Source organism: Pseudomonas sp. B3G-3, from assembly GCF_028640915.1.
GTDB classification, from domain to species: Bacteria; Pseudomonadota; Gammaproteobacteria; order Pseudomonadales; family Pseudomonadaceae; genus Aquipseudomonas; species Aquipseudomonas chlororaphis_I.
The window spans coordinates 238,315-262,808 of sequence record NZ_JAQZAB010000133.1 but is presented as its reverse complement, the minus strand read 5'-3'; the positions used below and the strand labels follow the sequence as shown (position 1 = coordinate 262,808).

Sequence of the window (24,494 nt, the reverse complement as noted above, 5' to 3'; positions counted from 1 at the left end):
CACAACTATTAAAAACCGCGACGGTCATAACCGCGCGGAAGTCGCGCATGACCTCCGTTTGACCCTAGACTGCATTTCTATCAATGGGGGAGAGCCTGTCCTTTCCCCGGCGTGATGCACCACCTAAGCCACCCCCTAATAATCAGAGTGGCCTGATGATTCGGACACAGCACATGGAAGTAGTATCTACGGCGCCTTCGCCTGGCCCGGTAACGGGGTTCGCACGTTGCCGGAATATTCAGCAAGGCCCTGTTTTCATCATTGCATCCGGTAGTTCGGCAAAGGACTTCCCCATCGAAACCTTTGCGAACATCCCGATGATCACCATGAACGGGGCCATCTCGATGTTCCGCGGGACCGGCATACGGCCTTTTTTTTATGCCTGCACCGACACCAGCTTTTCCCTCCAGCAACCCGAACTCTTCGCCCAGGCGATGGCTATCAGTCAGCGCGTGGCGCTCTGGGAAGAACATGCCCGGACGATTCCGATCCAGCCTCATGGCGAGCTGTTTCTGCTGAAGAAGGCGCCACGACAAACCTGGAAGGAGCGGTTGCTCAGGAGCAACCGCGACCTGGTTCGCCCTCCCCTCCTCTCGGGCAACAGGAGCCGGACCATCGGCTTCAGCAAGAATCTCGAGCTGGGTTTCTTCGACGCCCGTACTGTGGCCTATCTGGCGCTGCAACTCGCCTATCACGCCGGCTTCGATACGGCGATCCTGGTGGGCGTCGACCTGAGTCCTGCCCAGGGGCGTTTTTATGAAACGCCAGACACCTTCAAGTCGCCCTGCGGCCTGGACCAGCACCTGCAATCGCGGATCCTGCCGTCCTTGAAGCTGATGTCGGACAAGGTCATGGGCAAGGACTTCTCGGTGTACAACCTGTCCCCCACGTCGCGTATTCCCACGTCGATCATTCCCAACATCAGCCTCGACGAACTCGGCAAACTGATTAACCGCTGAGTTGTTGCAGGTGAACAGACGGGCTATATCCGCCCACAAAAAAAACCGCGCTAGGCGCGGTTTTTTTGTAAGCCAGGATCAGCCGTTATTCGGGCAATGCATAAGCGATCACATAGTCCCCACGGTCCGGCGACTGACGCGCTCCACCCGCGGTCAGCAGGATGTACTGCCGGCCGGTCTTCGGCGAAACGTAGGTCATGGGCCCCGACTGGCTACCCACCGGCAGGCGGGCTTTCCAGATTTCGTTACCGTTGCCGGTATCGAAGGCACGCAGGTAGAAGTCCTGGGTGCCCGCGAAGAACAGCAGGCCGGACTGGGTCGCCAGGGATGCGCCCAGGGTCGGCATGCCGATCGGGATTGGCATGTGCATGCGAATGCCCAGGGGACCAGTGTCCTGCACGGTACCGACCGGCACCTGCCACACCAGCTTCTTGGTTTTCAGGTCGATGGCCGACATGGTGCCGAACGGCGGCTTCTGGCACGGAATACCGGCAGGCGAGAGGAAACGCTGGCGCATCGCCCCGAACGGCGTGCCGTCCTGGGGTACAACGCCCATTTCGATACCGCTGGCCCCGGCCGCGATCTTCGCCCGCGGGATCATGTAGTTGGCCAGGCCCAGGCGCATGTCGTTGACGAACATATAGTTGCTGTTCGGGTCCACCGACACGCTGCCCCAGTTCATGCCACCCAGGGAGCCCGGGAACTGCAAGGCGTGATCCATGCCCGGCGGGGTGTAGACGCCTTCATGACGCATGCCCTTGAACTGGATACGGCACATCAACTGGTCGAACGGCGTGGCGCCCCACATGTCCGACTCGGTGAGGGTCTGGTTGCCGATCGACGGCATCTCCACCGAGAACGGTTGGGTTGGCGAGTAGCGTTCGCCCGGCATATTGCCCTGCGGCACCGGACGCTCTTCCACCCGGGCGATAGGCACGCCGGTTTCGCGGTTGAGCAGGAAGATCTCACCCTGCTTGGTGACCTGCGCCAGCGCCGGTTGTACCCCGCCCTTGTCGTCCGGCACGTCGTACAGCAACGGCTGCGCCGGCAGGTCGAAGTCCCACAGGTCGTGGTGGGTGGTCTGGAAGTGCCAACGCACCTGACCGGTTTTCACGTCCAGGGCGACGATCGACGAACTCCATTTGTCGTCGAATTCCGTGCGCTGGCCAGCGAAGAAGTCTGGCGTGGCGTTGCCGGTCGGCAGGTAGACCAGACCGAGCTTGGCGTCATAAGACATGGCCGACCAGACGTTCGGTGTACCGCGGGTGTAGGTCTCGCCCGCCGGTGGACGCTTGGTGGTATTCGGATTACCCGGATCCCAGGCCCACACCAGTTCGCCGCTGCGCACGTCGAAGGCGCGGACCACGCCCGGTGGCTCGCCGATGGAATAGTTGTCCGCTACCCGGCCACCGACGATGACGACGTTGCCGGCCACCAGCGGAGTCGAGGTCTGCTGGTAGTAGCCAGGCTTCACTTCGCCCATGTCGGTTTTCAGGTCGACCGTGCCTTTGTCGCCGAAGTCTTCGCACGGTTTGCCGGTTTCTGCGTTGATCGCGATCAGGCGCGCATCGCCAGTCGGCAGGAACAAACGCTTGGTGCAGGCGGCCGGAGCGACTGCTGCCTCGGCGGCAGGCTCGGCGGAGGCATCGAAGTAACCCAGGCCGCGGCAACGCTGCCAGTTAGGCGCCGAACCTTGCGGATCGAACTTCCAGCGTTCGGCGCCGGTGTCGGCGTCCAGGGCGAACACCTTGCCGTAGGCGGTGCAGGTATAGACCGTGTCACCGATCTGCAGCGGTGTGTTCTGGTCCTCGGCGCCCGCGCCGGTGCTTTGCGGAATATCGCCGGTGCGGAAAGTCCAGGCCACCTGCAACTGGTCGATGTTGCCCTTGTTGATCTGGTCCAGCGCGGCAAAACGATTGCCGGCGGTGGTGTTGCCCCAATGGGCCCAGTCCTTCTGCTCGGTACCTGGAGCCACAGGCTTGATGGCCGGCTCGCTGCTGGCCTTGACCACATGGGTCGGCACGAACATGTAGGCCAGGGTCGCCACGACGCCAATGCCCAGCACACCCGCCAGGCCATAAGCGCCACGACCGGCGGTCGCGCCCGAAGCACGTACCAGGGTTGGATAGATCAGCGCCACCACCAGGCCGATAACGGCGAAGGTCAGCACCCGCGAAACCAGCGGCCAGTATTCCAGCCCGGCATCCCAGACCGCCCAGATCGCGGTCAGGACCAACGCCACCCCGTACAGCCAGGCACCACGTGGGTTACGCCGGGCGATCAGCAGCCCGGAAACGATCATCGCCAGGCCCATCAGCAGGAAGAACCAGCTGCCGCCCAGATTGACCAGGTACCCGCCCCCGCCGGCCAGTCCCAGGCCGATCAATGCGATCAGCACACCCAGCGCCCCCAGTAGCCATTTGCTGCCGGTGGCAGCCCCAGAATTATTCATGTCGGAAATTTCTCCCATTCTTTACGTGGCGAGAGAATGTACTAACCAGTTACTTATGACAACTTGTCGCAGGCAATTCGTGGCAAAAAATCTCAGGCGCGCCATTGAGCCTAGCCGTCACAGCACAGCCCGCAGCCAATAGGCCATGCCACGAGCATCGCCCCCAGCGAGCCTGTAACATGCTCGGCCACCGTTGCCCGCGCCGGAGTTCACCTTGTCTGACAGCCGCCCTCCCGTCCTCGACGAAATCGACCGCCAACTGATCGCGGCCCTGCAGATCAATGCCCGCGAAAGCGTGGCCATGCTCGCCAGGCAGCTGGGGATCGCCCGTACCACTGTGACCTCGCGCCTGGCGCGGCTGGAAAAGGCGCGGGTGATTACCGGTTATGGCGTGCGCCTGGGTCAGCGGGTCATTGATGGCGGCTTGCAGGCTTACGTGGGGATCAAGGTCCAGCCGCGCTCCGGCAAGGAGGTACTGCGGCGCCTGAGCGCCATGGCCCAGGTCCAGCAGCTCTGCGCGGTAAGTGGGGAATTCGACTATGTCGCCTGGCTGCGCACCGACTCGCCGGAACAGCTCGACCAGTTGCTCGACCAGATCGGCAGCGTCGACGGCGTGGAAAAGACCACCACCTCGATCATCCTCAGCAGCAAGATCGACCGTGGGCACCCCGTCTGAAGGGTCTGTCCTCGCTGCGACATGCGCAACTCGTCAATCTGCAAAACTCAATCGTCATATTGATTGCCCATCATTCAAAACGACGACACTTTGCGTCTTATTAACGTGCGCAACGCTCCCTAGAATGGCAGCCATCTTTTCCTATACTCAGCGCTCTGCTCGAGTCGCCAGCAAGGTCAGCCATGAACAAGAACAATCGCCATCCTGCAGACGGTAAGAAACCCATCACCATTTTCGGCCCGGACTTCCCGTTCGCCTTCGACGACTGGATCGAACACCCGGCCGGCCTGGGCAGCATCCCCGAGGTCAACCATGGCGCCGAAGTGGCGATTGTCGGGGCCGGTATCGCCGGGCTGGTGGCGGCCTACGAGCTGATGAAACTGGGCCTCAAACCGGTGGTGTACGAAGCCTCGAAAATGGGCGGCCGGCTGCGCTCCCAGGCGTTCGAAGGCGCCGAAGGGATCATCGCCGAGCTGGGCGGCATGCGCTTTCCGGTGTCCTCCACGGCCTTCTATCACTACGTCGACAAGCTGGGTCTGGAGACCAAACCCTTTCCCAACCCGCTGACGCCGGCTTCCGGCAGTACCGTGATCGACCTCGAAGGCCAGACTCACTACGCACAGAAGCTCGCCGACCTGCCGGCGCTGTTCCAGGAAGTGGCCGACGCCTGGGCCGATGCCCTGGAAGACGGTTCGCGCTTCAGCGAAATCCAGCAGGCCATTCGCGAGCGTGACGTGCCGCGCCTCAAGGAACTGTGGAACACCCTGGTACCGCTGTGGGACGACCGCACCTTCTATGACTTCGTCGCCACCTCGAAAGCCTTCGCCAAGCTGTCGTTCCATCACCGCGAAGTGTTCGGCCAGGTCGGCTTCGGCACCGGCGGCTGGGATTCGGACTTCCCCAACTCGATGCTGGAAATCTTCCGCGTGGTAATGACCAACTGCGACGATCACCAGCACCTGGTGGTCGGCGGCGTGGAGCAGGTGCCGCTGGGCATCTGGCGCCATGTGCCGGAGCGCTGCGCCCACTGGCCGCAAGGCACCAGCCTCAGTTCGCTGCACCATGGCGCGCCGCGTCCCGGGGTGAAACGTATCGCCCGGGCCGCCGATGGCCGCTTCAGCGTCACCGACAACTGGGGCGATACCCGCGAATACGCGGCGGTGCTGACCACCTGCCAGAGCTGGCTGCTGACCACCCAGATCGAATGCGAAGAATCGCTGTTCTCGCAGAAGATGTGGATGGCCCTGGACCGTACCCGCTACATGCAGTCGTCGAAGACCTTCGTCATGGTCGACCGGCCGTTCTGGAAGGACAAGGATCCGGAAACCGGTCGCGACCTGATGAGCATGACCCTCACCGACCGCCTGACCCGCGGCACGTACCTTTTTGATAACGGCAAGTTCGACAACGGCGACGACAAGCCGGGGGTCATCTGCCTGTCCTATTCGTGGATGAGCGACGCCCTGAAGATGCTGCCGCACCCGGTGGAAAAACGGGTCAAGCTGGCCCTCGACGCGCTGAAGAAGATCTACCCGAAAGTCGATATCGCCGGACGCATCATCGGCGACCCGATCACCGTGTCCTGGGAAGCCGATCCGCACTTCCTCGGCGCATTCAAGGGTGCGCTGCCCGGCCACTACCGCTACAACCAGCGCATGTACGCGCACTTCATGCAGGACGACTTGCCCGCCGAACAGCGCGGCATCTTCATCGCCGGCGACGACGTGTCCTGGACTCCGGCCTGGGTCGAAGGCGCGGTCCAGACCTCGCTCAACGCGGTCTGGGGCATCATGAAGCACTTCGGCGGGCAGACCCACGCCGAGAACCCGGGACCGGGCGACGTGTTCCACGAAATCGGCCCCATCGCCCTGGCCGACTGAACCTGTAGCCGCCGCGGGCTGCGATCGAGCGCAACACTCATGGCTTTTGAACAGCCCGCGGCAACGGCTACAGTGACAGTCCAGCGCACAGAGGAGTCATCACCATGCGTGTCGCGCTTTATCAATGTGCCCCACAACCGCTGGATGTCGCCGGCAACCTGCAACGCCTGCAGAAAATCGCCGTGGAAGCTTCCGGCGCCGACCTGCTGGTGCTGCCGGAGATGTTCCTCAGCGGCTACAACATCGGCGTAGAGGCCGTGGGCGCCCTGGCCGAGGCCCAGGATGGCCCGTCGGCGCAATACATCGCCAACGTCGCCCAGTCGGCGCGCATCGCGATCCTGTATGGCTACCCGGAGCGCGCCGACGACGGCCAGATCTACAACGCCGTGCAACTGATCGACAGCAACGGCCAGCGCCTGTGCAACTACCGCAAGACTCACCTGTTCGGCGATCTCGACCGCTCGATGTTCAGCGCCGGCCCGGACGATTTCCCCCTGGTGGAACTCAATGGCTGGAAGCTCGGTTTCCTGATCTGCTACGACATCGAGTTCCCGGAGAATGCCAGGCGCCTGGCACTGGCCGGGGCCGAGCTGATTCTGGTGCCCACCGCCAACATGCTGCCCTACGACTTCATCGCCGATGTCACCGTGCGTTCGCGCGCCTTCGAAAACCAATGTTATGTGGCCTACGCCAACTACTGCGGCCACGAAGACGAGATTCACTACTGCGGCCAGAGCAGCATCGCCGCCCCCGACGGCCAGCGGATTGCCCTCGCCGGGCTGGATGAAGCCCTGATAACCGGCACGCTGGACCGCCAGTTGATGCTCGACTCGCGCGCCGCCAATCGCTACTTCCATGACCGGCGCCCGGAGCTTTACGACGACCTGAACAAGCGCTGATCCGGGGTTATCCGCTAGCATGGACGCTTCACTGTTCTGGAAGTGCTCATGCCCGCGCTGAACCACCCCCTGCCTCATCAAGAAACCCTGGCCAACGGCCTGCGGGTTTCACTGCACCACGTCCCTCGATTGAAGCGCTGCGCGGCGGCCCTGCGGGTCTCGGCCGGCAGTCACGACGTACCGCTGGCCTGGCCCGGGCTGGCGCACTTTCTTGAACACTTGCTGTTTCTCGGCACCGAGCGTTTTCCCGCGGAACAGGGCCTGATGGCCTATGTGCAACGCCACGGCGGCCAAGTGAACGCCAGCACCAGCGAACGCCACACCGACTTTTTCTTCGAACTGCCCCCCGCAGATTTCGCCGCCGGGCTGGAGCGCCTGGCCGACATGCTCGCCCACCCGCGCATGAGCCAGGAAGACCAGATACGCGAGCGCGAGGTGCTGCATGCGGAGTTCATCGCCTGGTCGCGGGATGCCGCGGCGCAACGGCAGTTCGCCTTGCTCGACGGCCTGTCGGCGGAACACCCGCTGCGGGCGTTCCATGCCGGCAATCGCTACAGCCTCAACGTGCCGCGCCCGGCGTTTCAGCAGGCGCTGCGGGCCTTCTATCAGGCTCACTACCACAGTGGGCAAATGTCCCTGAGCCTGGCCGGCCCACAGTCGCTGGAAGAGCTGAAGGCCCTGGCAGAGCGTTTTGGCGCGGCCCTCACCGTCGCTGAGGCGCAGCCGCAAGACGCCCCAGTACCCTTGCTGACATCTGCGCAGCAGCATTATCAGCAGCTCGAAGGGAACCACCTGAATCTGCTGTTCGCCTGCGAGCAACTGCCCACGGCCGCCCGCGAAGCGCTGGATTTTCTCTGCACCTGGCTGGCCTCCGGCAAACCCGGCGGGCTGCTGGCCACGCTCAAGGAGCGCAAGCTGGTAGAGGGGTTGAAGGCCGCGCCGCTGTATCAGTTCGCCGGTCAGGCGCTGCTGCATATCCAGTTCGACTTGACCGAGCAAGGCGCCCAACAGCCGGAGCAGGTGAGTGAGTTGTTCTTCGATTGGCTGGCCTTTTTCAGCAGCCAGGACGACTGGCCGGCATTGCGCGACGAGTACGCCCTGCTGCAACAACGCAAGCGCCAGGTGGCCAGCGCACTGGCGCTGGCAAGACTGAACAACGAGCAGCTGGAACCACAACTGTCCGACCTCGGCGTCACGGCCCTCAAGGCCTTGCTGTCGCAACTTCAAACCCCGCAGGCCGCCAGCAGCGGTATCCACTGGCAACTGCCTGCACCCAATCCATTCCTGCGCAGCTCGGCGCCAGCCGCCCGGGCCGGCCTGATTCGCGGGCAAACCAGCGCCCACCGTGGCTTGCGGACCTTCGCCCAGGACCGCTTGCGGCAGCGTCGCGAATCCTCGGCGATGACCTTCAGCCAAGCCATCGCCGACGATACCGGCGAAGCCGCCCTGTACTTGCGCTGGCGCCTGCAAAGCCGGTTGCCGCAGGAGCTGCGCAGCCGCTTGCAAAACCACCTGCGCAACCTGCGGGACGACGGACTACAAGCAGGCGTCGAGTTGTCCTTCGGCGTCTCGGGCAACCAGTGTCTGTTGACGCTGAAAGGGCTTCCCGAGCCGATGCCGGCCATGCTCCAACAGGCTCTGCTGGAACTGAGCCAACCCGACGCGGCGTTCTGGCAGATGTCCCCGGCGGCTCCCACGCCGCTGTTGCCGATCCGCCAATTGCTCCAGGAGCTGCCCGAGCGCTGCCTGGACATACCCGCCTCCCAGGCGCCGCATCCACTGGATGAACAAGGCTGGCAAACGCTGTGGGAGGACGCCCGCTGGGACGGCCTTGCCATCGGCCTGGGCCATGCTCAAGGTGCGATCGGTGCGGTATTGGGCAAAGCTCCCGGGACCGCCGACAGCCAGCTTTCAGCCCCGCCCTCGATAGCCGCGCAGCAGCACTGGCATGAGCTCGCAACCGGCTCCGGCGAGCAGGCCCTGCTGCTGTTCTGCCCGGCACCGGGCAGCACCCTTCAGCAGGAAGCCCGCTGGCGGCTGCTGGGGCAACTTGGCCAGATGCCGTTCTATCAGCGCCTGCGGGTCGAGTTGCAACTGGGTTATGCGGTGTTCAGCGGCGTGCGACAGATCAACGGCCAGACCGGGCTGCTGTTCGGCGTGCAATCGCCCAGCGCTTCGCTGAGCGAAATCATCGAGCATATCCGGACGTTCCTGGCGCGGTTGCCCGAGTTGATCGAAACACTGGATGACAGCTCACTGGACGATCTGAAAGCTAACCTCGCCGCCCAGTTCGATGCCCGTGCATTGCCCGTGGCGCAACTGGCCGAGCTGCTCTGGCAGGGGCGACTGGCCGGCCATCCGTCGGATTACCTGGAGCAATTGCAACAGGAGATGATGGCGGCGACCCGGCCACAGCTGTTGCTCGCAGCCGAACAGTTGCAGCAGGCGCAAGGCGGCTGGCGCTGCCTGGCAAGCGGTGCCTATCCGGGCGAACCCTGGCAAGCGGGAAAATGATCGTTACCCTGGCTGCAACGAGCTTTCTTCAACAAATACGGTCATTCCCCAGGGGGAATTTAGTAAGATAGCCCCCTAAGCATCTGAACATCTCCGGTTGGAGGTGGACTATATGTATAGATCTCAACCGTCCCACCCACCTGAAGGAGCACCTCTATGTCCTGGTCCAAACCTGCTTACACCGACCTGCGTATCGGCTTTGAAGTCACCATGTACTTCGCCAGCCGTTGATTGCTTGCGCAGTGCAACGCCTCGGCTCGCCGGGGCGTTTTTATTTTCAGCTTTAACCTGATGGAGCGGCCATGTTTGTCCAGATTCTAGGTTCCGCCGCCGGTGGCGGTTTTCCGCAGTGGAACTGCAACTGCGCGAACTGCGCGGGCTTTCGCGACGGCAGCCTGCGGGCAAAGGCTCGCACCCAATCGTCCATCGCCATTTCCGATGACGGCGTGAACTGGGTCCTGTGCAACGCCTCGCCGGACATCCGCGCCCAGCTCCAGAGCTTCGCCCCGATGCAACCGGGCCGCGCCCTGCGCGACACCGGGATCAGCGCGATCATCCTGATGGACAGCCAGATCGACCACACCACCGGCCTACTCAGCCTGCGCGAAGGCTGCCCGCATCAGGTCTGGTGCACCGACATGGTCCATGAAGACCTCAGCAGCGGTTTCCCGCTGTTCACCATGCTCACCCACTGGAACGGCGGGCTGAACTGGAACCGCATCGAACTCGACCAGAGCTTCACCATCCCGGCCTGCCCGAACCTGCGCTTCAGCCCGCTGCCATTGCGCAGCGCCGCGCCGCCCTATTCGCCCCATCGCTTCGACCCGCACCCGGGCGATAACATCGGCCTGATCGTCGAAGACCTGCGTACCGGCGGCAAATTGTTCTACGCCCCTGGACTGGGCAAGGTCGATGCAGCGCTGCTGGAAATCATGAACGGCAGCGACTGCCTGCTGGTGGACGGCACCCTGTGGGAAGACGACGAGATGCAGCGCCGCGGCGTCGGCACCCGGACCGGGCGGGAAATGGGCCACCTGGCGCAGAACGGCCCCGGCGGCATGCTGGAAGTGCTGGAGCAACTGCCGGAGCAGCGCAAGATTCTTATCCACATCAACAACACCAACCCGATCCTCGACGAGGACTCCGCCGAACGTGCGGAGCTGGCGCGGCGTAACGTTGAAGTGGCTTACGACGGCATGAGTATCGAGCTGTAACCACAGGAGCTATTACGGGCAAGTCGGATCGCCGCCCGCTCGCTCCTACAGGTAGCGCTGTCCGTAGGAGCGAGGCTTGCCCGCGATGAGGCCAGATCAGGCAACACTATCCACGGTTGTTCCCCGGAGAACCGCAATGACTGACACAGCAATGTCCCCCGCCGAATTCGAGCAGGCCCTGCGGGCCAAGGGCGCCTACTACCACATCCACCATCCGTACCATGTGGCGATGTACCAAGGCCGGGCGACCCGCGAGCAGATCCAGGGCTGGGTCGCCAACCGCTTCTACTACCAGGTGAACATCCCGCTCAAGGACGCGGCGATCCTCGCCAACTGCCCGGACCGGGAAATTCGTCGCGAGTGGATTCAGCGCCTGCTGGACCACGACGGCGCCCCCGGCGAAGACGGTGGCATCGAGGCCTGGTTGCGCCTGGGGCAGGCTGTCGGTCTCGATCCGGACCAACTGCGCTCGCAAGAACTGGTGCTGCCGGGCGTGCGTTTCGCCGTCGACGCCTACGTCAACTTCGCCCGCCGCGCCAGCTGGCAGGAAGCCGCCAGCAGCTCGCTGACCGAGCTGTTCGCACCGCAGATCCATCAGTCGCGTCTCGACAGCTGGCCCCAGCATTACCCGTGGATCGACCCGGCCGGCTATGAATACTTCCGCACGCGCCTGGGCCAGGCGCGGCGCGATGTCGAGCACGGCCTGGCGATCACCCTGCAGCACTACACCACCCGCGCCGGCCAGGAGCGCATGCTGGAAATTCTCCAGTTCAAACTGGACATCCTTTGGAGCATGCTCGACGCCATGAGCATGGCCTATGAACTCAATCGCCCGCCGTACCACAGCGTCACCGCACAACGGGTCTGGCATAAAGGAATCACCCTATGAGCTTCGATCGCAGCAAGACCCCGACCTGGCGCCCCGGCTACCGCTTCCAGTACGAACCGGCGCAGAAGGGCCATGTACTGCTCTACCCTGAAGGCATGATCAAGCTCAACGAGAGCGCCGCGCTGATCGGCGGGTTGATCGACGGTGAACGGGATGTCGCGGCGATCATCAAGGAATTGGAGATCCAATTCCCCGACGTGCCCGAACTCGGTGACGACATCGAGCAATTCATGGAGGTCGCCCGTGCACAGCACTGGATCGAACTTGGCTGATTCACCAGCGCCGATACCGCCCAAGCCGGAAGTCGGCCTGCCGCTGTGGCTGCTGGCCGAGCTGACGTACCGCTGCCCGCTGCAATGCCCGTATTGCTCCAACCCGCTGGATTTCGCCGAGCAGGGCAAGGAGCTGAGCACCGAGCAGTGGCTCAAGGTGTTTCGTGAAGCCCGGGAAATGGGCGCCGCGCAGCTGGGCTTTTCCGGTGGCGAACCACTGGTGCGCCAGGACCTCGCCGAGCTGATCGGCGAGGCGCGCAAGCTGGGGTTCTACACCAACCTGATCACCTCGGGCATTGGCCTGACCGAGCAGAAGATCAGCGACTTCAAGAAGGCCGGGCTCGACCATATCCAGATCAGTTTCCAGGCCAGCGACGAGCAGGTGAACAACCTGCTGGCCGGCTCGAAAAAAGCCTTCGCCCAGAAGCTGGAAATGGCCCGGGCGGTGAAGGCCCACGGCTACCCGATGGTGCTGAACTTCGTCACTCATCGGCACAACATCGACCGGATCGACCGCATCATCGAGCTGTGCATCGCCCTGGAAGCCGACTTCGTCGAGCTCGCCACCTGCCAGTTCTACGGCTGGGCCCAGCTCAACCGCGTCGGCCTGTTGCCGACCAAGGAACAACTGGTGCGTGCCGAACGCATCACCAACGAATACCGCGCCAGGCTGGAAGCCGAAGGGCATCCGTGCAAACTGATTTTCGTCACCCCGGATTATTACGAGGAACGCCCGAAAGCCTGCATGAACGGCTGGGGCAGCATCTTCCTCACGGTCACCCCGGACGGCACCGCCCTGCCCTGCCACGGCGCCCGGCAGATGCCCGTGCAGTTCCCCAATGTGCGCGACCACAGCATGCAACACATCTGGTACGACTCCTTTGGCTTCAACCGCTTCCGCGGCTACGACTGGATGCCCGAGCCGTGCCGCTCCTGCGATGAAAAGGAAAAGGACTTCGGCGGCTGCCGCTGCCAGGCCTTCATGCTCACGGGCGATGCCAGCAATGCCGACCCGGTGTGCAGCAAGTCGCCCCATCACGGCGTGATCCTCAAGGCCCGCGAAGAAGCCGAGCACGCCACCCAGACCATCGAGCAACTGGCCTTCCGTAATGAACGAAACTCGCGCCTCATCGCCAAAGGCTGAATCCTTCAGCGCCGCCCAAGCCGTCGCCGCCGGCATCGATTTCGCCGAACTGCGGCTCGGCGCCAACGGCCTGTTCTGGAACGAATACCGTCCCGAAGATGCCGCCTGCCGGATCTGGCACTGGCGCGACAACCAGGCCCGCTGCCTGACGCCGCAAGGTTTCAGCGTGCGCAGCCGGGTCTACGAATATGGCGGCGGCGCCTTTTGCCTGAGCGATGACGGGCTGGTGTTCGTCAACGAAGCGGATCAGCAGCTCTACCGACAGTCGCTGCAAGGCGAAACGCCGATAGCCCTGACCTCCGGCGAGTGCCGTTATGGCGACCTGCAGTTCGCCGCCGGCCAGGTGCTGGCAGTGGAAGAACACAACAACCGGCATCGCCTGGTGGCCATCGACTCCGATAACGGCAAACGCCAACTGCTGGCCGAAGGGGCGGATTTCTATGCCGCTCCCACCTTGAGCCCGGACGGTCAGCGCCTGGCCTGGATCGAATGGGACCGACCGCATCAGCCCTGGACCTCGACCCGCCTGATGGTCGCCGCGCGCCTGGCCAATGGCCGTTGGGATGACCCACAGTGCCTGGCTGGCGACGGTGCAGAGGAGTCGCTGCAACAACCACGCTTCGATGAAGCCGGCCGCCTGTATTGCCTGACCGACCGCGCTGGGTTCTGGCAACCCTGGGGTGAAACGCCCAACGGCCTGCAAGTGCTGTCTTGCGCCGCTGCCGATCACGCCCCGGCCCCCTGGCAATTGGGCGGCTGCACCTGGCTGCCGCTGGGTGGCGACAGCTGGCTGGGCACCTGGACGCAAGGCGGCTTCGGTCGCCTGGGGTTGCGCCTGGCCGAGGGTTCACTGCAGGACTTCAGCGGCGGCTACAGTCGCTTCCGCAACCTGGCGCTGGATGAGCGGTTTATCTATTGCGTCGCGGCTTCACCTGTCAGCCCGTCTGCGGTGGTTGCCATCGATCGTCAGTCGCAGCGGGTCACCGTCCTGGCAGGCGGCGTGACGCCGCTGCCGCCCGAGCAGATCAGCCGTCCGCAAACCCTGCGCTATCCCAGCGGCCAGGGCGAGGCCCACGGCTTTTTCTACCCGGCCATGAGCGATGACGACCGGCCGCCGCTGGTGGTGTTCATCCACGGCGGCCCGACCTCGGCCTGTTACCCGATACTCGACCCGCGCATCCAGTACTGGGCCCAGCGGGGCTTCGCCGTGGCCGACCTGAACTACCGCGGCAGCAGCGGTTATGGCCGCGAGTACCGGCAAGCCCTGCACCTGAGCTGGGGCGAGGTGGATGTGCAGGACGCCTGTGCGGTGGTCGCCTATCTGGCCCGACAAGGCCTGATCGATGGTGACCGGGCGTTCATCCGCGGTGGCAGTGCCGGCGGCTACACCACCCTTTGCGCGCTGGCCTTTGCCGATGTGTTCCGTGCCGGCGCCAGCCTGTATGGCGTCAGCGACCCGGTCGCCCTGGGGCGAGCCACCCACAAGTTCGAAGGCGACTACCTGGACTGGCTGATCGGCGACCCCGAACAGGATGCCGAACGCTACAAGGCCCGCACCCCGCTGTTGCATGCCGGCAATATCCGCGTACCGGTGGTTTTCTTCCAGGGCGAACTCGACGCCGTGGTGGTGCCCCAGCAGACCCGGGACATGCTCAAGGCCTTGCAGGACAACGGCATTGCGGCCGAAGCGCACTATTACCCGGATGAACGCCATGGCTTTCGCAAGGCCGCCAATCAGGCCCACGCCCTGGAACAGGAATGGCTGTTTTATCGACGGGTAATGGAATTGACGGGCACACCGCAGTAGTCGGCGCCCAAGGGGACAAGCCTGCTCCTGTGCAGGAGCAGGCGCCAGGCTCAGCGCTTGGCGATGATGTACACCGCATGCACGATACCCGGGATGTAGCCGCACAGGGTCAGCAGGATATTCAGCCAGAACGCACCGCCGAACCCCACCTGCAGGAACACTCCCAATGGCGGCAACAGAATGGCGATGATGATGCGGATAAAGTCCATGGGGCAGCTCCTGATAGAAATCGACTCGTACGAGCCTCACAGCTAATCGACCCATGGCGTTTGGCAGGGTTCAGTCGATTCTGGCCAAGGGCCAGTTTTATCCTCAGGCAGCCGGTGTTTCAGTACCGGCTCACGCCAGTATCTCAAGGCCATGTTTCTGCACGATGCTCAGCAGCTTGAGCGCCATCCCGCTCGGGTGTTTCTCGCCGGACTCCCACTGTTTCACCGTGGACGCGCTGGTGTTCAGGTAACGGGCAAAGACCGGCTGGCTGACATTGCTCCGCTCGCGCAGCAGCTTGATCTGCTCCGCGGGAATGCTCGCCGGCACTGGCGCGATACAGGCCTCATCGAACTGGCGCATGGTGGTTTTGCCGATGGCGCCGATGGCGTGCAGGGCACTGGCCGACTCGTGTATCGATCCAAGGGCTTCAGTCTTGAATGGCTTGCTCATGTCTGATCTCCACAAACGCTTTCATCTCGAGTAGCTGCTGGATCTGCCAGCCATCCAGCCCTTCGTAAGCCTTGGCCAGCGCACGGAACGCCTGCAGCTCCTGGTGGCTGATATTGCTCTGGTCCTGCTTGGCGAACAGGAACTGGAACACCCAGTAGCGTCGGCCCCTGGCCAGGACGATCGAACGATGGCGGTTGGCGTTCAGGCGTTTTTTCCAGACCCCACCACCGAGGTCATCAGCCTGGCCACGGCATAACTCGCTGAATGCGGCCAACAGCTCATTGTCATGAATCAAGGCCTTTTTCGCCGCGACAGCAAAACCTTTGGTTTTGAACAACCGGATGGTCATGGCTTCCTTTCCCAAAAACATACCACTCAGTGGTATATAGGTTCAACCCAAGCTGCCCGGTGGTCTTTCATCCCATGCAGCCCCCACCGTCCTGGCGGATGAGCCTAAGGAATCCTCTCTGGATGATGGCCTTCAAGACTTGCTAGTGGTTTTGCAAAAGCCCGAGACAAAAAAACGCCCCGTGCGAAAAATCGGACACGGGGCGATGCGTTATACCGCGAGACGGTTCAGGAATTCTGTCAGGGCAAGATCGGGTATGGCGGGCCCAGGGCTGGCTTTAAACCACCAGCCCCTTGCGGCATTGCAACTGCGCTGTGCGTACTCGCGAAAAGGCCCGCGCCAGACGCAGCAGCATTTCGTCGATATTCGCCTTGCTCACCGTCAGCGCCGGGGTAAACCGCAGGCAGTCCGGCTGTGTCGCGGCCAGCAACAGACCTTCGTAGCGGGCCGCCTTGACCACGGCCTCGGCCGAGTCGTCGGCCAGGCTCAGCCCCCAGAACAAGCCCTGCCCGCGCAATTCTCCCTGGGCATAACGGTTAGCCAGGCGGGCCAGCCCTTCGCGCAAATACTGGCCGTTGTCCCGCACATGCTCGAGAAAGCTGTTGTCCAGCACGCTATCGAGCACCGCCATGCCCGCCGCGGTCATCAGGGCATTGCCGTGATGGGTGCCATTCAGCTCTCCCACCTCGAAGCAGCAGGCCTTGCCACGCGCCAGCAAGGCCGCCAAGGGCACGCCGCCGCCAAGGCCTTTGCCCAGGGCAACGATGTCGGCGCGCACGCCATAGACCTGTTCAGCCAGCAAGGTGCCGCAGCGGCCGATGCCGGTCTGCACTTCATCCAGGATCAGCAGGATGCCCAGCTCGCGACACAGCCGCTCGACACCCTTGAGGTAATGCTCGGTCGCCGGAATCACCCCGGCCTCGCCCTGGATCGGCTCAAGCATGATCGCCACGGTCTGCGCGTCCACCGCAGCATGCAACGCCGGCAGATCGTTGAAGGGAACATGGCTGAAACCCGCCAGCTGTGGCTCGAAGCGATTGGCGATGTTGCTGCTGGCCGACGCCGACATTGCCGCAAAGCTACGACCGTGACAGCTACCGCTGGCGGTGATGATCTTAGAGGCGCCACCGCGATGCAGCTGGCCCCATTTGCGGGCCAGCTTGATCGCCGCCTCGCAGGCTTCGCTGCCACTGCTTAACAGATAGGCCTGGTCGCTACCGGTACTGCGGCACAAGCGTTCGCTGAGGTTGAGCATGCCACGGTTGTAAAAGCCCGAGCCGGGGTTGATCAGCGACTGGGCCTGAGCCGTCAACGCCTTGACCAGCACCGAGGGGCTATGGCCAAGGCTGTTGGCGGCGTTGCCCTGGACGAAGTCGAGATAGGCGCGATCATCGCTGTCCCACAGCCATGAGCCCTGGCCACGGACAAATACTGGATGGGGTCGCTGGACACTGGGCATCAGGCACTCACTGGAAAGGTTGTCGCTCATCGGCGACAGGTAGGGCTCGGCCGTCAGGTCATCGAGGCTTGGCTGAGGGCGACGCAGGCTGAACAGGTTCATGCGCTCAACCCTTCCAGCGGCAGGCCCAGCAGGCGCGAAGACCAATCCTCGACCAGGCCGGTGCGCATGCGCTTGATCGCGATGTCGCGCCAACGCGACGCCAGTGCCGGACAGTCCACCAATTTCTTCAAGCCCGCATGCTCCAGAGGTTCTCTATAAAAACAGCGCAGGGCCCAGGCCACGGTCAGCCCCGGATAACTGCGCTGGATCAGCTCGAAAGGCTGATCGGCACTGACGAAGCCGGGTTTGAGCACCCGGTAGAACCAGCCGCAGCGACCATTGTTTTGCGCCAATTGTGGCAGCTCGGGGATGCCCCAGCGGTGGCTCAGGCGATAACAGGGCGAGCGTGGCTGGCTGACCTGCAGCAGCGCGCCGCCCCAGCGAAACATATCGCCCAGGCAGACCTGCTCTTCGCTCAGGCCGTGGGTGGACAGGTTTTCGCCAAAGGCTGGGGCGCACCAATCGATCTGTGGATAACGCTTGCGCCAGTAGCAGTAGTGCTCGGCGGGATAATGGTGCAGCGCCCGCTCCGGGCCGGTATGAAAGCGCGGGTCGCCGTGTTCGTCGCTGCCCAGGCCCTGCGGCCATAACCAGAGTCGGTTTGCAACCGGACGTTTGTCCGTATCACTGATCAAACCCTGTCCGAGGTTTTTTGCCTTGCCTATGTAAACACCATCCACGTAAACGGTATTCATCGCGCCTTCTGGCCCTGTTAACCCTGTGAATAGGGGTTAGACTAGGCTTCTATGGCATATCGGGCCATTTCGATTTTCCAGCTTTTTCGATAAGCAGAACTTATGGATTTTAAACAACTGCGTTATTTCGTCGCGGTGTATGAAGAAGGTCACGTGGGACGCGCCGCCGAGCGCCTGTCGATCTCCCAACCCGCGCTCTCGCAACAGATCCGTCAGCTGGAACAGAACCTCGACGTCAGCCTGTTCGAACGCAGCAGCAAGCGCCTGTTACCGACCCTGGCGGCCCATACCCTGTACAACCATGCCCTGCCCTTGCTCGACGGTATGCAGCGAGCTCGCGAAGCCCTGGGCAACTTCAAGGGCCAAGCCCTGCGCACATTGGCAATCGGCGTACTGCAAACCGTGCACAGCAGCCTGGTGCCACAGATGCTCGAACGAGTGCGCAAGGCCCAGCCGCATCTGGTGGTGCAGATCTATGAACTGACTGGCCTGGAAATCGAACGGCGCCTGCTCAATGGCTCATTGGATATCGGCATCAGTTATCTGCCCCCGCGCCAACCGGGACTACACGGTGTGCAACTCTACGAAGATGAGTTGACCCTGGTGATTCCCGCCGAACATCCCCTGCGCGAATTCAAGAAAGTCTCCATGAGCCAGGCCGCGGAGCTGCCCATGCTGTTGCTGGGCGAGGAGTTCCAGATACGCCAGATCTGGCAGGCGCAACTGACCAACCTCGGGCGCCGGCCACAGGTGCAGGCGGAACTGAACAATATGGCGGGGATTCTCGACAGCCTGCCCAACACCCGCCTGGCCACGGTCCTGCCGGGGCGCTCGCGTCAGACCCACAGTCATACGGACCTGCTATGGAAACCGCTGAGCGAACCGAGGGTGCCGTTGAAAGTGGGGCTGGTATGTCGTGATGTACAGCGTCAGCAGGCAACCCTGGCGTTGCTGCGAACCTTGCTGGAAGAAGAAATGAGCGGCCCGGCGACGCTGGAAGGACTTGGTTGAACAAGCGCAGATAAAAAACGCGGGCAAAAGAAAACCCCGCCGAAGCGGGGCTTTGCAGACTGTTTCCCTGACATCCTTTTCACTCCACCATCCTGGCGGAATCCTACGTGTCCGTGTTATTGCTTTGCGCTTCCTGCGCGACGTCCATGTGAAGTAGATTAGCTCTGGATCCAATCTGCCGATATGGGTGATTAGCAGCACGTCATGTAAGAGAAAGCTTACATGACGCACACACACTCAGAACTGCGCCGCATCCAGCAGGAACAGTGATTCGCTACCCGCCTTCACCGATGCGCTCAGCGAGTGAATACGCGGCAGCAGCCGAGCGAAGTAGAAGCGCGCGGTACCCAGCTTGCTGGCGTAGAAATCGTCTTGCGACTCCTTGCCCTGGGCCGCTTTGGCCATCAATGCCCACATATAGGCGTACGCCGTGTATCCGAATGCTTGCAGGTATTCGACCGAGGCCGCGCCGATTTCGTTCGGATTGCTCTTGGCCCTATCCAGCAGCCAGGCAGTCAGCTCGTCCAGGTTATCCAACGCATCGTTCAATGGCTTGGTGAACTCGGCCAGATCGGCGCTGGCGGTTGCGGTGAAATGGCGAATCTCGTCCGCGAACAGCTTGTAGAACGCCCCGCCGCTACCGACGATCTTGCGCCCGACCAGGTCCAGCGCCTGGATGCCGTTGGTGCCTTCATAGATCTGGGTAATGCGCACATCGCGCACCAGCTGTTCCTGGCCCCATTCGCGGATGTAGCCGTGGCCGCCGAAAATCTGCTGGCCGTGAACCGTGGTTTCCAACCCCAGATCGGTGAGGAAAGCCTTGGCCACCGGCGTCAGCAGGGCCACCAGATCTTCCGCGCGCTTACGCACCACAGCGTCTTCGCTGAACTTGGCGGTATCCAGTTGCATCGCCACATAGGTGGAGAACGCGCGGCCGCCTTCGTTCGCGGCTTTCATGGTCAGCAGCATGCGCCGCACGTCGGGGTGCACGATGATCGGGTCGGCGACCTTGTCCTTGGCTTGTGGGCCGGTCGGCGAGCGGCTTTGCAGGCGATCGCGGGCGTACTCCACGGCGTTCTGGTAGGAACGCTCGCCCGAGGCCAGGCCCTGGATACCGACACCCAGACGCTCGTAGTTCATCATCGTGAACATCGCCGCCAGGCCTTTGTTCGGCTCGCCGACGATGTAGCCGACGGCTTCGTCGAAGTTCATCACACAGGTGGCCGAGGCCTGGATGCCCATCTTGTGTTCGATCGACCCGCAGTTCGCCGGGTTGCGCGCACCCAGGCTGCCGTCGGCGTTGACCAGGAACTTCGGCACCAGGAACAGCGAAATGCCTTTCGGCCCCGCTGGCGCATCCGGCAGCTTGGCCAGCACCAGGTGAATGATGTTCTCGGTCAGGTCGTGCTCACCGCCGGTGATGAAGATCTTGGTGCCGCTGACCTTGTAGGAGCCGTCGGCCTGCGGTTCGGCCTTGGTGCGGATGATGCCCAGGTCGGTGCCGGCATGGGGCTCGGTGAGGCACATGGAGCCGGCCCAAACGCCCGCATACATGTTCGGCAGGTAGGCCGCCTTCAATTCTTCGCTGGCGTGGGCGTTGATCGACAGGCAGGCGCCCGCGGTCAGCATCGGGTAGAGGCCGAACGACAGGCTGGCCGAGTTGACCATTTCCTCGACCTGGGCCGATACCGCCTTGGGCATGCCCATGCCGCCGTAGGTCGGATCGCCGCCGACGCCAACCCAGCCGCCTTCGGCATAAGTCTGGTAGGCCTGTGGAAAACCTGCGGGCGTGGTGACCGCGCCGTCGCTCCAGTGGCAGCCCTCTTCATCCGCGCCGCGGCTCAGCGGGGCGATACTCTTGCCGGTGACTTTGCCGGCTTCCTCAAGAATCGCTTCGACGGTTTCGGCGTCGACGGTGTCGGCCAGAGCAGGCAGTTCGGCCCAGAGTTTGGCGACCTCGAAAACTTCATTGAGGACGAAGCGCATATCGCGCAGGGGCGCTTTGTAGTCAGCCATGGCAAACCTCGCAAGATCTAAACAAGTGGACCCGAACGGCCCCATTTACGAAAGCTCGAGTGTACCCGAACAACTTTTGCGACACATAGGGTCAACTAGTGACTTTTATGTAATTTTTAGTCACCAAAAATCGCAGGCAAACCCATCCCCGCAAAAGCCTGCAGGAGTGGGTTTGCCCGCGATGGACGATTACATGGAAACCTAGAGCGAAAACAGCTCCGCCGGCAGCTTCATCAGGCAATCACTGCCCGCCTCGATCGCTGCCTGATGGGACGCCGTGCGCGGCAGCAGGCGCTTGAAGTAGAACTCGCAGGTCGCCAGCTTGGCCTGGCAATAATCGGCATCCTCTTCACCAGCATCGAGCCGGGCCTGGGCCACCAGCGCCATGCGCAGCCACAGATAGGCGAGGATGATGTAACCGCTGTACATCAAGTAATCCAGCGCCGCGGCCCCGACCTCATCGGGGTTCTTCATCGCCGCCATCCCGACCTTGGTGGTCAGCGCGCCCCATTGCTGGTTGAGCCCATTGAGCTGCGCCACATGCCCCTTGAGCTGTAGATGCTCGGCATTGGCCGCACAGAACTTATGGACGATCTTGGTGAAGCCCATCAGCAGCTTGCCCTGGCTGCCGAGCACCTTGCGCCCCAGCAGATCCAGGGCCTGGATGCCGTTGGTGCCTTCATAGATCGGGGCGATGCGACAATCGCGCACCAGTTGCTCCATGCCCCACTCGCGGATGAAGCCATGCCCGCCAAACACCTGCATGCCGTGGTTGGTCACTTCCAGCCCGGTTTCAGTCATGAAGGCCTTGCAGATCGGCGTCAGGAAGGCCAACAGGTTCTCGGCATCCTGGCGCTGGGTCTCATCGGCGGCCAGGTGCGCCACATCCAGCAACTGCGCGGTGAAATAGGCCAGGGCACGATTGCCTTCGTTGAAGGCTTTCATGGTCAGCAGCATGCGCCGCACATCGGGGTGGACGATGATCGGGTCGGCGGCCTTGTCCGGCGCCTTCGGCCCGGTCAGGGAGCGCATCTGCAGACGGTCGTTGGCGTATTTGATTGCGCCCTGGAAGCTCGCCTCGCCCAGACACAGCCCCTGCATCCCGGTACCGAGGCGCGCGTGGTTCATCATGGTGAACATGCAGTTCAGGCCCTTGTTGGCCTCACCGATCAGGAACCCCTTGGCGCCATCGAAGTTCAGCACGCAGGTGGCCGAGGCCTTGATGCCCATCTTGTGCTCGATGGAGCCGCAGCTCACAGCATTGCGCTCGCCCGCCTCGCCGTCGGCGTTGGGCAGGAACTTGGGCACGATGAACAGCGAAATACCCTTGGTGCCCGCCGGCGCATCGGGCAGCTTGGCCAGCACCAGATGGATGATGTTTTCACTCATGTCGTGCTCGCCGGCCGAGATGAAAATCTTACTGCCGGAGACCGCATAGCTGCCGTCGGCCTGGGGCACGGCGCGGGTCTTGATGATGCCCAGGTCAGTGCCGCAGTGGGCTTCGGTCAGGCACATGGTGCCGGTCCATTGGCCGGCGGTGAGCTTACTCAGGTAGGTCTGCTTTTGTTCTTCACTGCCGTGGGCATGAATCGCCGACATGGCACCGTGAGTCAGGCCCGGGTACATGCCCCAGGAAGTGTTGCTGGAGCCGACCATCTCGCTGATCACCAACCCCAGTGAATGCGGCAGGCCCTGGCCACCGTAGCTCGGGTCCGCTGCCAGGCCGTGCCAGCCGCCTTCCACATACTGGGCGAAAGCCTGCTTGAAGCCTTTGGGCGTGGTGACCACGCCATTGTCGAAATGGCAGCCTTCTTCGTCGCCGGAGCGGTTCAGCGGCGCCAGTACGTTTTCACAGAACTTCGCCCCTTCTTCGAGGATCGCGGCCACCATGTCCGGGCTGGCATCGCTGGCCCCCAGAGCCGCATAGCTGGAGTGAAAGTCGAAGACGTGGTCGATCAAAAAGCGCATGTCGCGCAGGGGAGCTTTGTACTCGGGCATGGTGGTTTCTCCGGCAGCAGATCGATCCAACCTACTGCCGCTCATCCGACCTGCCAATCACAGTCCAGACGCTGAATGCGCCGCTATCACTCAACCCGCAGCGGTGTCCATGCGCACCGCGCCACGACGGTTCTGACCGAAGGCCATGACGCAGTTACGCCCCGCGCCCTTGGCGCTGTACAACGCCTGGTCGGCGGACTTGAGCACCTCTTCCGGCGAGCGGTGCTCCATCTGCCGCTCGGCGACACCGATACTGACGGTCACCGACACGCTGGACGCTGCGGCCGCGCCCCGGCGCTGACGCCCCTGCTGGTCGTCCTGGGGGCGGTTCTCCTGATTGCGCAACTGGATGTTGTAGTTGGCGATGGTCTCGCGAATGACCTCCAGGTGCGGCATGCATTCCTCGAGGGTCTTGCCGGCGAACACCACAGCAAACTCCTCGCCGCCATAACGGTAGGCGCGACCGCCGCCGCTGACTTTCGACAGCTTGCTGGCGACCAGGCGCAGCACCTGGTCACCCACGTCGTGGCCGTGGGTGTCGTTGAATTTCTTGAAGTGATCGACATCGCTCATCGCCAGCACATAGTTGCGGCCCAGGCGCTGCATGCGCTCGTTCAAGGCGCGGCGGCCCGGCAAGCCGGTCAGCTCGTCGCGGAACGCCATCTGATACGCCTCGTGGGCAACGGCTGCGGCGATCATCAACATCACCTGGCTGCACATGATGTTCAAGGTAAAGGGCAGGATGAAAGTCTTGGGTAGCATCCAGAACAGCCCCAGCAACCCCACCAGTTGCGCCGCATGCAGCGGGCGCGGGTTGCGCCAGTACTGGATCGTCAGCAACAGGAAGGCGGCGAGAAACACCGGATACGACAACTGGATCAGGCTCATCCAGGCGCCGTGCAGGGCCGGCCAACGGATTTCCGCCAGCCAGGCCAGCAGCGCCTGGGGATAACTCTGTTCCAGCCCCAACGCCACACTGCCAAAGGCGAGCAATACGGCAAAGCGCGCCACCATGTCCTGGAACAGGTGGGTGCGCTCCTGCCAGGCCGCGAACAGGCCGAACAGCAGCGGCAGCAGCAGGCAGACCAAGTGGAACACCACGGCCGCATCCTCGCGCACCTTGCCGTTGTCGCGGTAATAGTCGGTCTGGGTATCGAGCAGGAAATAGGCGATGTACACCGTGACCATCAGGAACAGTTCACGCTGGCGTCGATACACCGCGCAGTAGGCACCGCCGAGCAACAGCACCAGGGTCGGCAGGACGTTGAACAGCGAGGTGAAGAAGACGTTGAGATCCTTGACGTAGGCGGCCGCAAGCCCCGCAAGCAGGAGTAACAATGACGGAAGAAAATGGCTGAAACGTACAGCAGAAGAACGCGGCAAGGTAAAGCTCCGACGCGGCTAAACAGTTGATGGCACTATGCCTTCACCTGGCATAGTTAAACAGCACAAATGTGACACATGTCACATTGCCACCTCTGTAACGGCAGGGATCGGC

At 62.8% G+C, this 24,494-nt stretch carries 21 protein-coding genes; 12 read left to right on the top strand and 9 right to left on the bottom strand.

The window, feature by feature from the left end:
* Window positions 1-155 precede the first annotated feature (155 nt).
* Complete coding sequence (locus tag PVZ80_RS31290; protein WP_080768765.1) at window positions 156-959, top strand: lipopolysaccharide biosynthesis protein; 804 nt, start codon at window positions 156-158, stop codon at window positions 957-959.
* A gap of 85 nt (window positions 960-1,044) precedes the next feature.
* Here PVZ80_RS31290 and PVZ80_RS31285 read toward each other — a convergent pair whose 3' ends face one another.
* Window positions 1,045-3,411, bottom strand: a complete 2,367-nt coding sequence (locus PVZ80_RS31285) for a glucose/quinate/shikimate family membrane-bound PQQ-dependent dehydrogenase (RefSeq protein WP_273864986.1) — start codon at window positions 3,409-3,411, stop codon at window positions 1,045-1,047.
* Window positions 3,412-3,625: 214 nt separating this feature from the next.
* On the opposite strand from PVZ80_RS31285, the gene PVZ80_RS31280 reads away from it, so the two are divergent.
* From PVZ80_RS31280 to PVZ80_RS31235, 10 genes are all read left to right on the top strand, one after another.
* Window positions 3,626-4,087 carry an Lrp/AsnC family transcriptional regulator gene (locus PVZ80_RS31280; RefSeq protein WP_009051175.1) on the top strand — a complete coding sequence of 154 codons (462 nt, stop codon included), beginning with the start codon at window positions 3,626-3,628 and terminating at the stop codon, window positions 4,085-4,087.
* Between the two features lie 182 nt (window positions 4,088-4,269).
* Window positions 4,270-5,967 carry a flavin monoamine oxidase family protein gene (locus PVZ80_RS31275; protein ID WP_009051176.1) on the top strand — a complete coding sequence of 566 codons (1,698 nt, stop codon included), beginning with the start codon at window positions 4,270-4,272 and terminating at the stop codon, window positions 5,965-5,967.
* 104 nt (window positions 5,968-6,071) lie between these two features.
* On the top strand, window positions 6,072-6,866 hold the full coding sequence (locus PVZ80_RS31270) for a carbon-nitrogen hydrolase family protein (protein WP_009051177.1): 795 nt from the start codon (window positions 6,072-6,074) through the stop codon (window positions 6,864-6,866).
* 48 nt (window positions 6,867-6,914) lie between these two features.
* Window positions 6,915-9,380 carry a pyrroloquinoline quinone biosynthesis protein PqqF gene (gene pqqF / locus PVZ80_RS31265; RefSeq protein WP_273864985.1) on the top strand — a complete coding sequence of 822 codons (2,466 nt, stop codon included), beginning with the start codon at window positions 6,915-6,917 and terminating at the stop codon, window positions 9,378-9,380.
* A gap of 156 nt (window positions 9,381-9,536) precedes the next feature.
* Window positions 9,537-9,611, top strand: a complete 75-nt coding sequence (gene pqqA / locus PVZ80_RS31260; protein WP_009045898.1) for a pyrroloquinoline quinone precursor peptide PqqA — start codon at window positions 9,537-9,539, stop codon at window positions 9,609-9,611.
* Between the two features lie 71 nt (window positions 9,612-9,682).
* Window positions 9,683-10,594 (top strand): pyrroloquinoline quinone biosynthesis protein PqqB, encoded by a 912-nt coding sequence (pqqB, locus tag PVZ80_RS31255; RefSeq protein ID WP_016704070.1) that lies wholly within the window; start codon window positions 9,683-9,685, stop codon window positions 10,592-10,594.
* A 136-nt stretch (window positions 10,595-10,730) separates the two neighbouring features.
* Window positions 10,731-11,483, top strand: coding sequence for a pyrroloquinoline-quinone synthase PqqC (gene pqqC, locus PVZ80_RS31250; protein WP_009051180.1), 753 nt, complete (start codon window positions 10,731-10,733; stop codon window positions 11,481-11,483).
* The gene (pqqD, locus tag PVZ80_RS31245; protein WP_016704072.1) at window positions 11,480-11,755 is read left to right on the top strand and encodes a pyrroloquinoline quinone biosynthesis peptide chaperone PqqD; all 276 of its coding nucleotides are present in this window, start codon (window positions 11,480-11,482) and stop codon (window positions 11,753-11,755) included. The genes pqqC and pqqD overlap by 4 nt, the downstream gene beginning before the upstream one ends.
* On the top strand, window positions 11,727-12,899 hold the full coding sequence (gene pqqE / locus PVZ80_RS31240) for a pyrroloquinoline quinone biosynthesis protein PqqE (RefSeq protein ID WP_009051182.1): 1,173 nt from the start codon (window positions 11,727-11,729) through the stop codon (window positions 12,897-12,899). The genes pqqD and pqqE overlap by 29 nt, the downstream gene beginning before the upstream one ends.
* Complete coding sequence (locus PVZ80_RS31235; protein WP_273864984.1) at window positions 12,865-14,706, top strand: S9 family peptidase; 1,842 nt, start codon at window positions 12,865-12,867, stop codon at window positions 14,704-14,706. Before pqqE ends, PVZ80_RS31235 begins: the two co-directional genes overlap by 35 nt.
* A gap of 50 nt (window positions 14,707-14,756) precedes the next feature.
* Here the strand turns inward: PVZ80_RS31235 and PVZ80_RS31230 are convergent, their stop codons facing one another.
* From PVZ80_RS31230 to PVZ80_RS31210, 5 genes are all read right to left on the bottom strand, one after another.
* Window positions 14,757-14,915: a YqaE/Pmp3 family membrane protein gene (locus PVZ80_RS31230; protein ID WP_003228885.1), complete on the bottom strand. Its 159-nt coding sequence runs from the start codon at window positions 14,913-14,915 to the stop codon at window positions 14,757-14,759.
* 130 nt (window positions 14,916-15,045) lie between these two features.
* Window positions 15,046-15,366 carry a helix-turn-helix domain-containing protein gene (locus PVZ80_RS31225; RefSeq protein WP_009051184.1) on the bottom strand — a complete coding sequence of 107 codons (321 nt, stop codon included), beginning with the start codon at window positions 15,364-15,366 and terminating at the stop codon, window positions 15,046-15,048.
* Window positions 15,344-15,715 carry a type II toxin-antitoxin system RelE/ParE family toxin gene (locus PVZ80_RS31220; protein WP_009051185.1) on the bottom strand — a complete coding sequence of 124 codons (372 nt, stop codon included), beginning with the start codon at window positions 15,713-15,715 and terminating at the stop codon, window positions 15,344-15,346. Before PVZ80_RS31220 ends, PVZ80_RS31225 begins: the two co-directional genes overlap by 23 nt.
* 277 nt (window positions 15,716-15,992) lie before the next feature.
* A complete protein-coding gene (locus PVZ80_RS31215) occupies window positions 15,993-17,276 on the bottom strand; it encodes an aspartate aminotransferase family protein (protein ID WP_041984803.1) in 1,284 nt (427 codons plus the stop codon).
* The gene (locus PVZ80_RS31210; protein ID WP_041984805.1) at window positions 17,273-17,971 is read right to left on the bottom strand and encodes an MOSC domain-containing protein; all 699 of its coding nucleotides are present in this window, start codon (window positions 17,969-17,971) and stop codon (window positions 17,273-17,275) included. The genes PVZ80_RS31215 and PVZ80_RS31210 overlap by 4 nt, the downstream gene beginning before the upstream one ends.
* Window positions 17,972-18,073: 102 nt before the next feature.
* Here PVZ80_RS31210 and PVZ80_RS31205 point away from each other — a divergent pair, with 102 nt between their 5' ends.
* On the top strand, window positions 18,074-18,982 hold the full coding sequence (locus PVZ80_RS31205; protein ID WP_009051188.1) for a LysR family transcriptional regulator: 909 nt from the start codon (window positions 18,074-18,076) through the stop codon (window positions 18,980-18,982).
* A gap of 237 nt (window positions 18,983-19,219) precedes the next feature.
* Here the strand turns inward: PVZ80_RS31205 and PVZ80_RS31200 are convergent, their stop codons facing one another.
* The 3 genes from PVZ80_RS31200 to PVZ80_RS31190 form a co-directional block, all read right to left on the bottom strand.
* Entirely contained in the window at window positions 19,220-20,998 is a 1,779-nt protein-coding gene (locus PVZ80_RS31200) for an acyl-CoA dehydrogenase C-terminal domain-containing protein (protein ID WP_016704078.1), read from the bottom strand.
* Between the two features lie 201 nt (window positions 20,999-21,199).
* Entirely contained in the window at window positions 21,200-22,996 is a 1,797-nt protein-coding gene (locus PVZ80_RS31195) for an acyl-CoA dehydrogenase C-terminal domain-containing protein (protein WP_273864983.1), read from the bottom strand.
* A 90-nt stretch (window positions 22,997-23,086) separates the two neighbouring features.
* Entirely contained in the window at window positions 23,087-24,379 is a 1,293-nt protein-coding gene (locus PVZ80_RS31190) for a GGDEF domain-containing protein (RefSeq protein WP_016704080.1), read from the bottom strand.
* Window positions 24,380-24,494 lie beyond the last annotated feature (115 nt).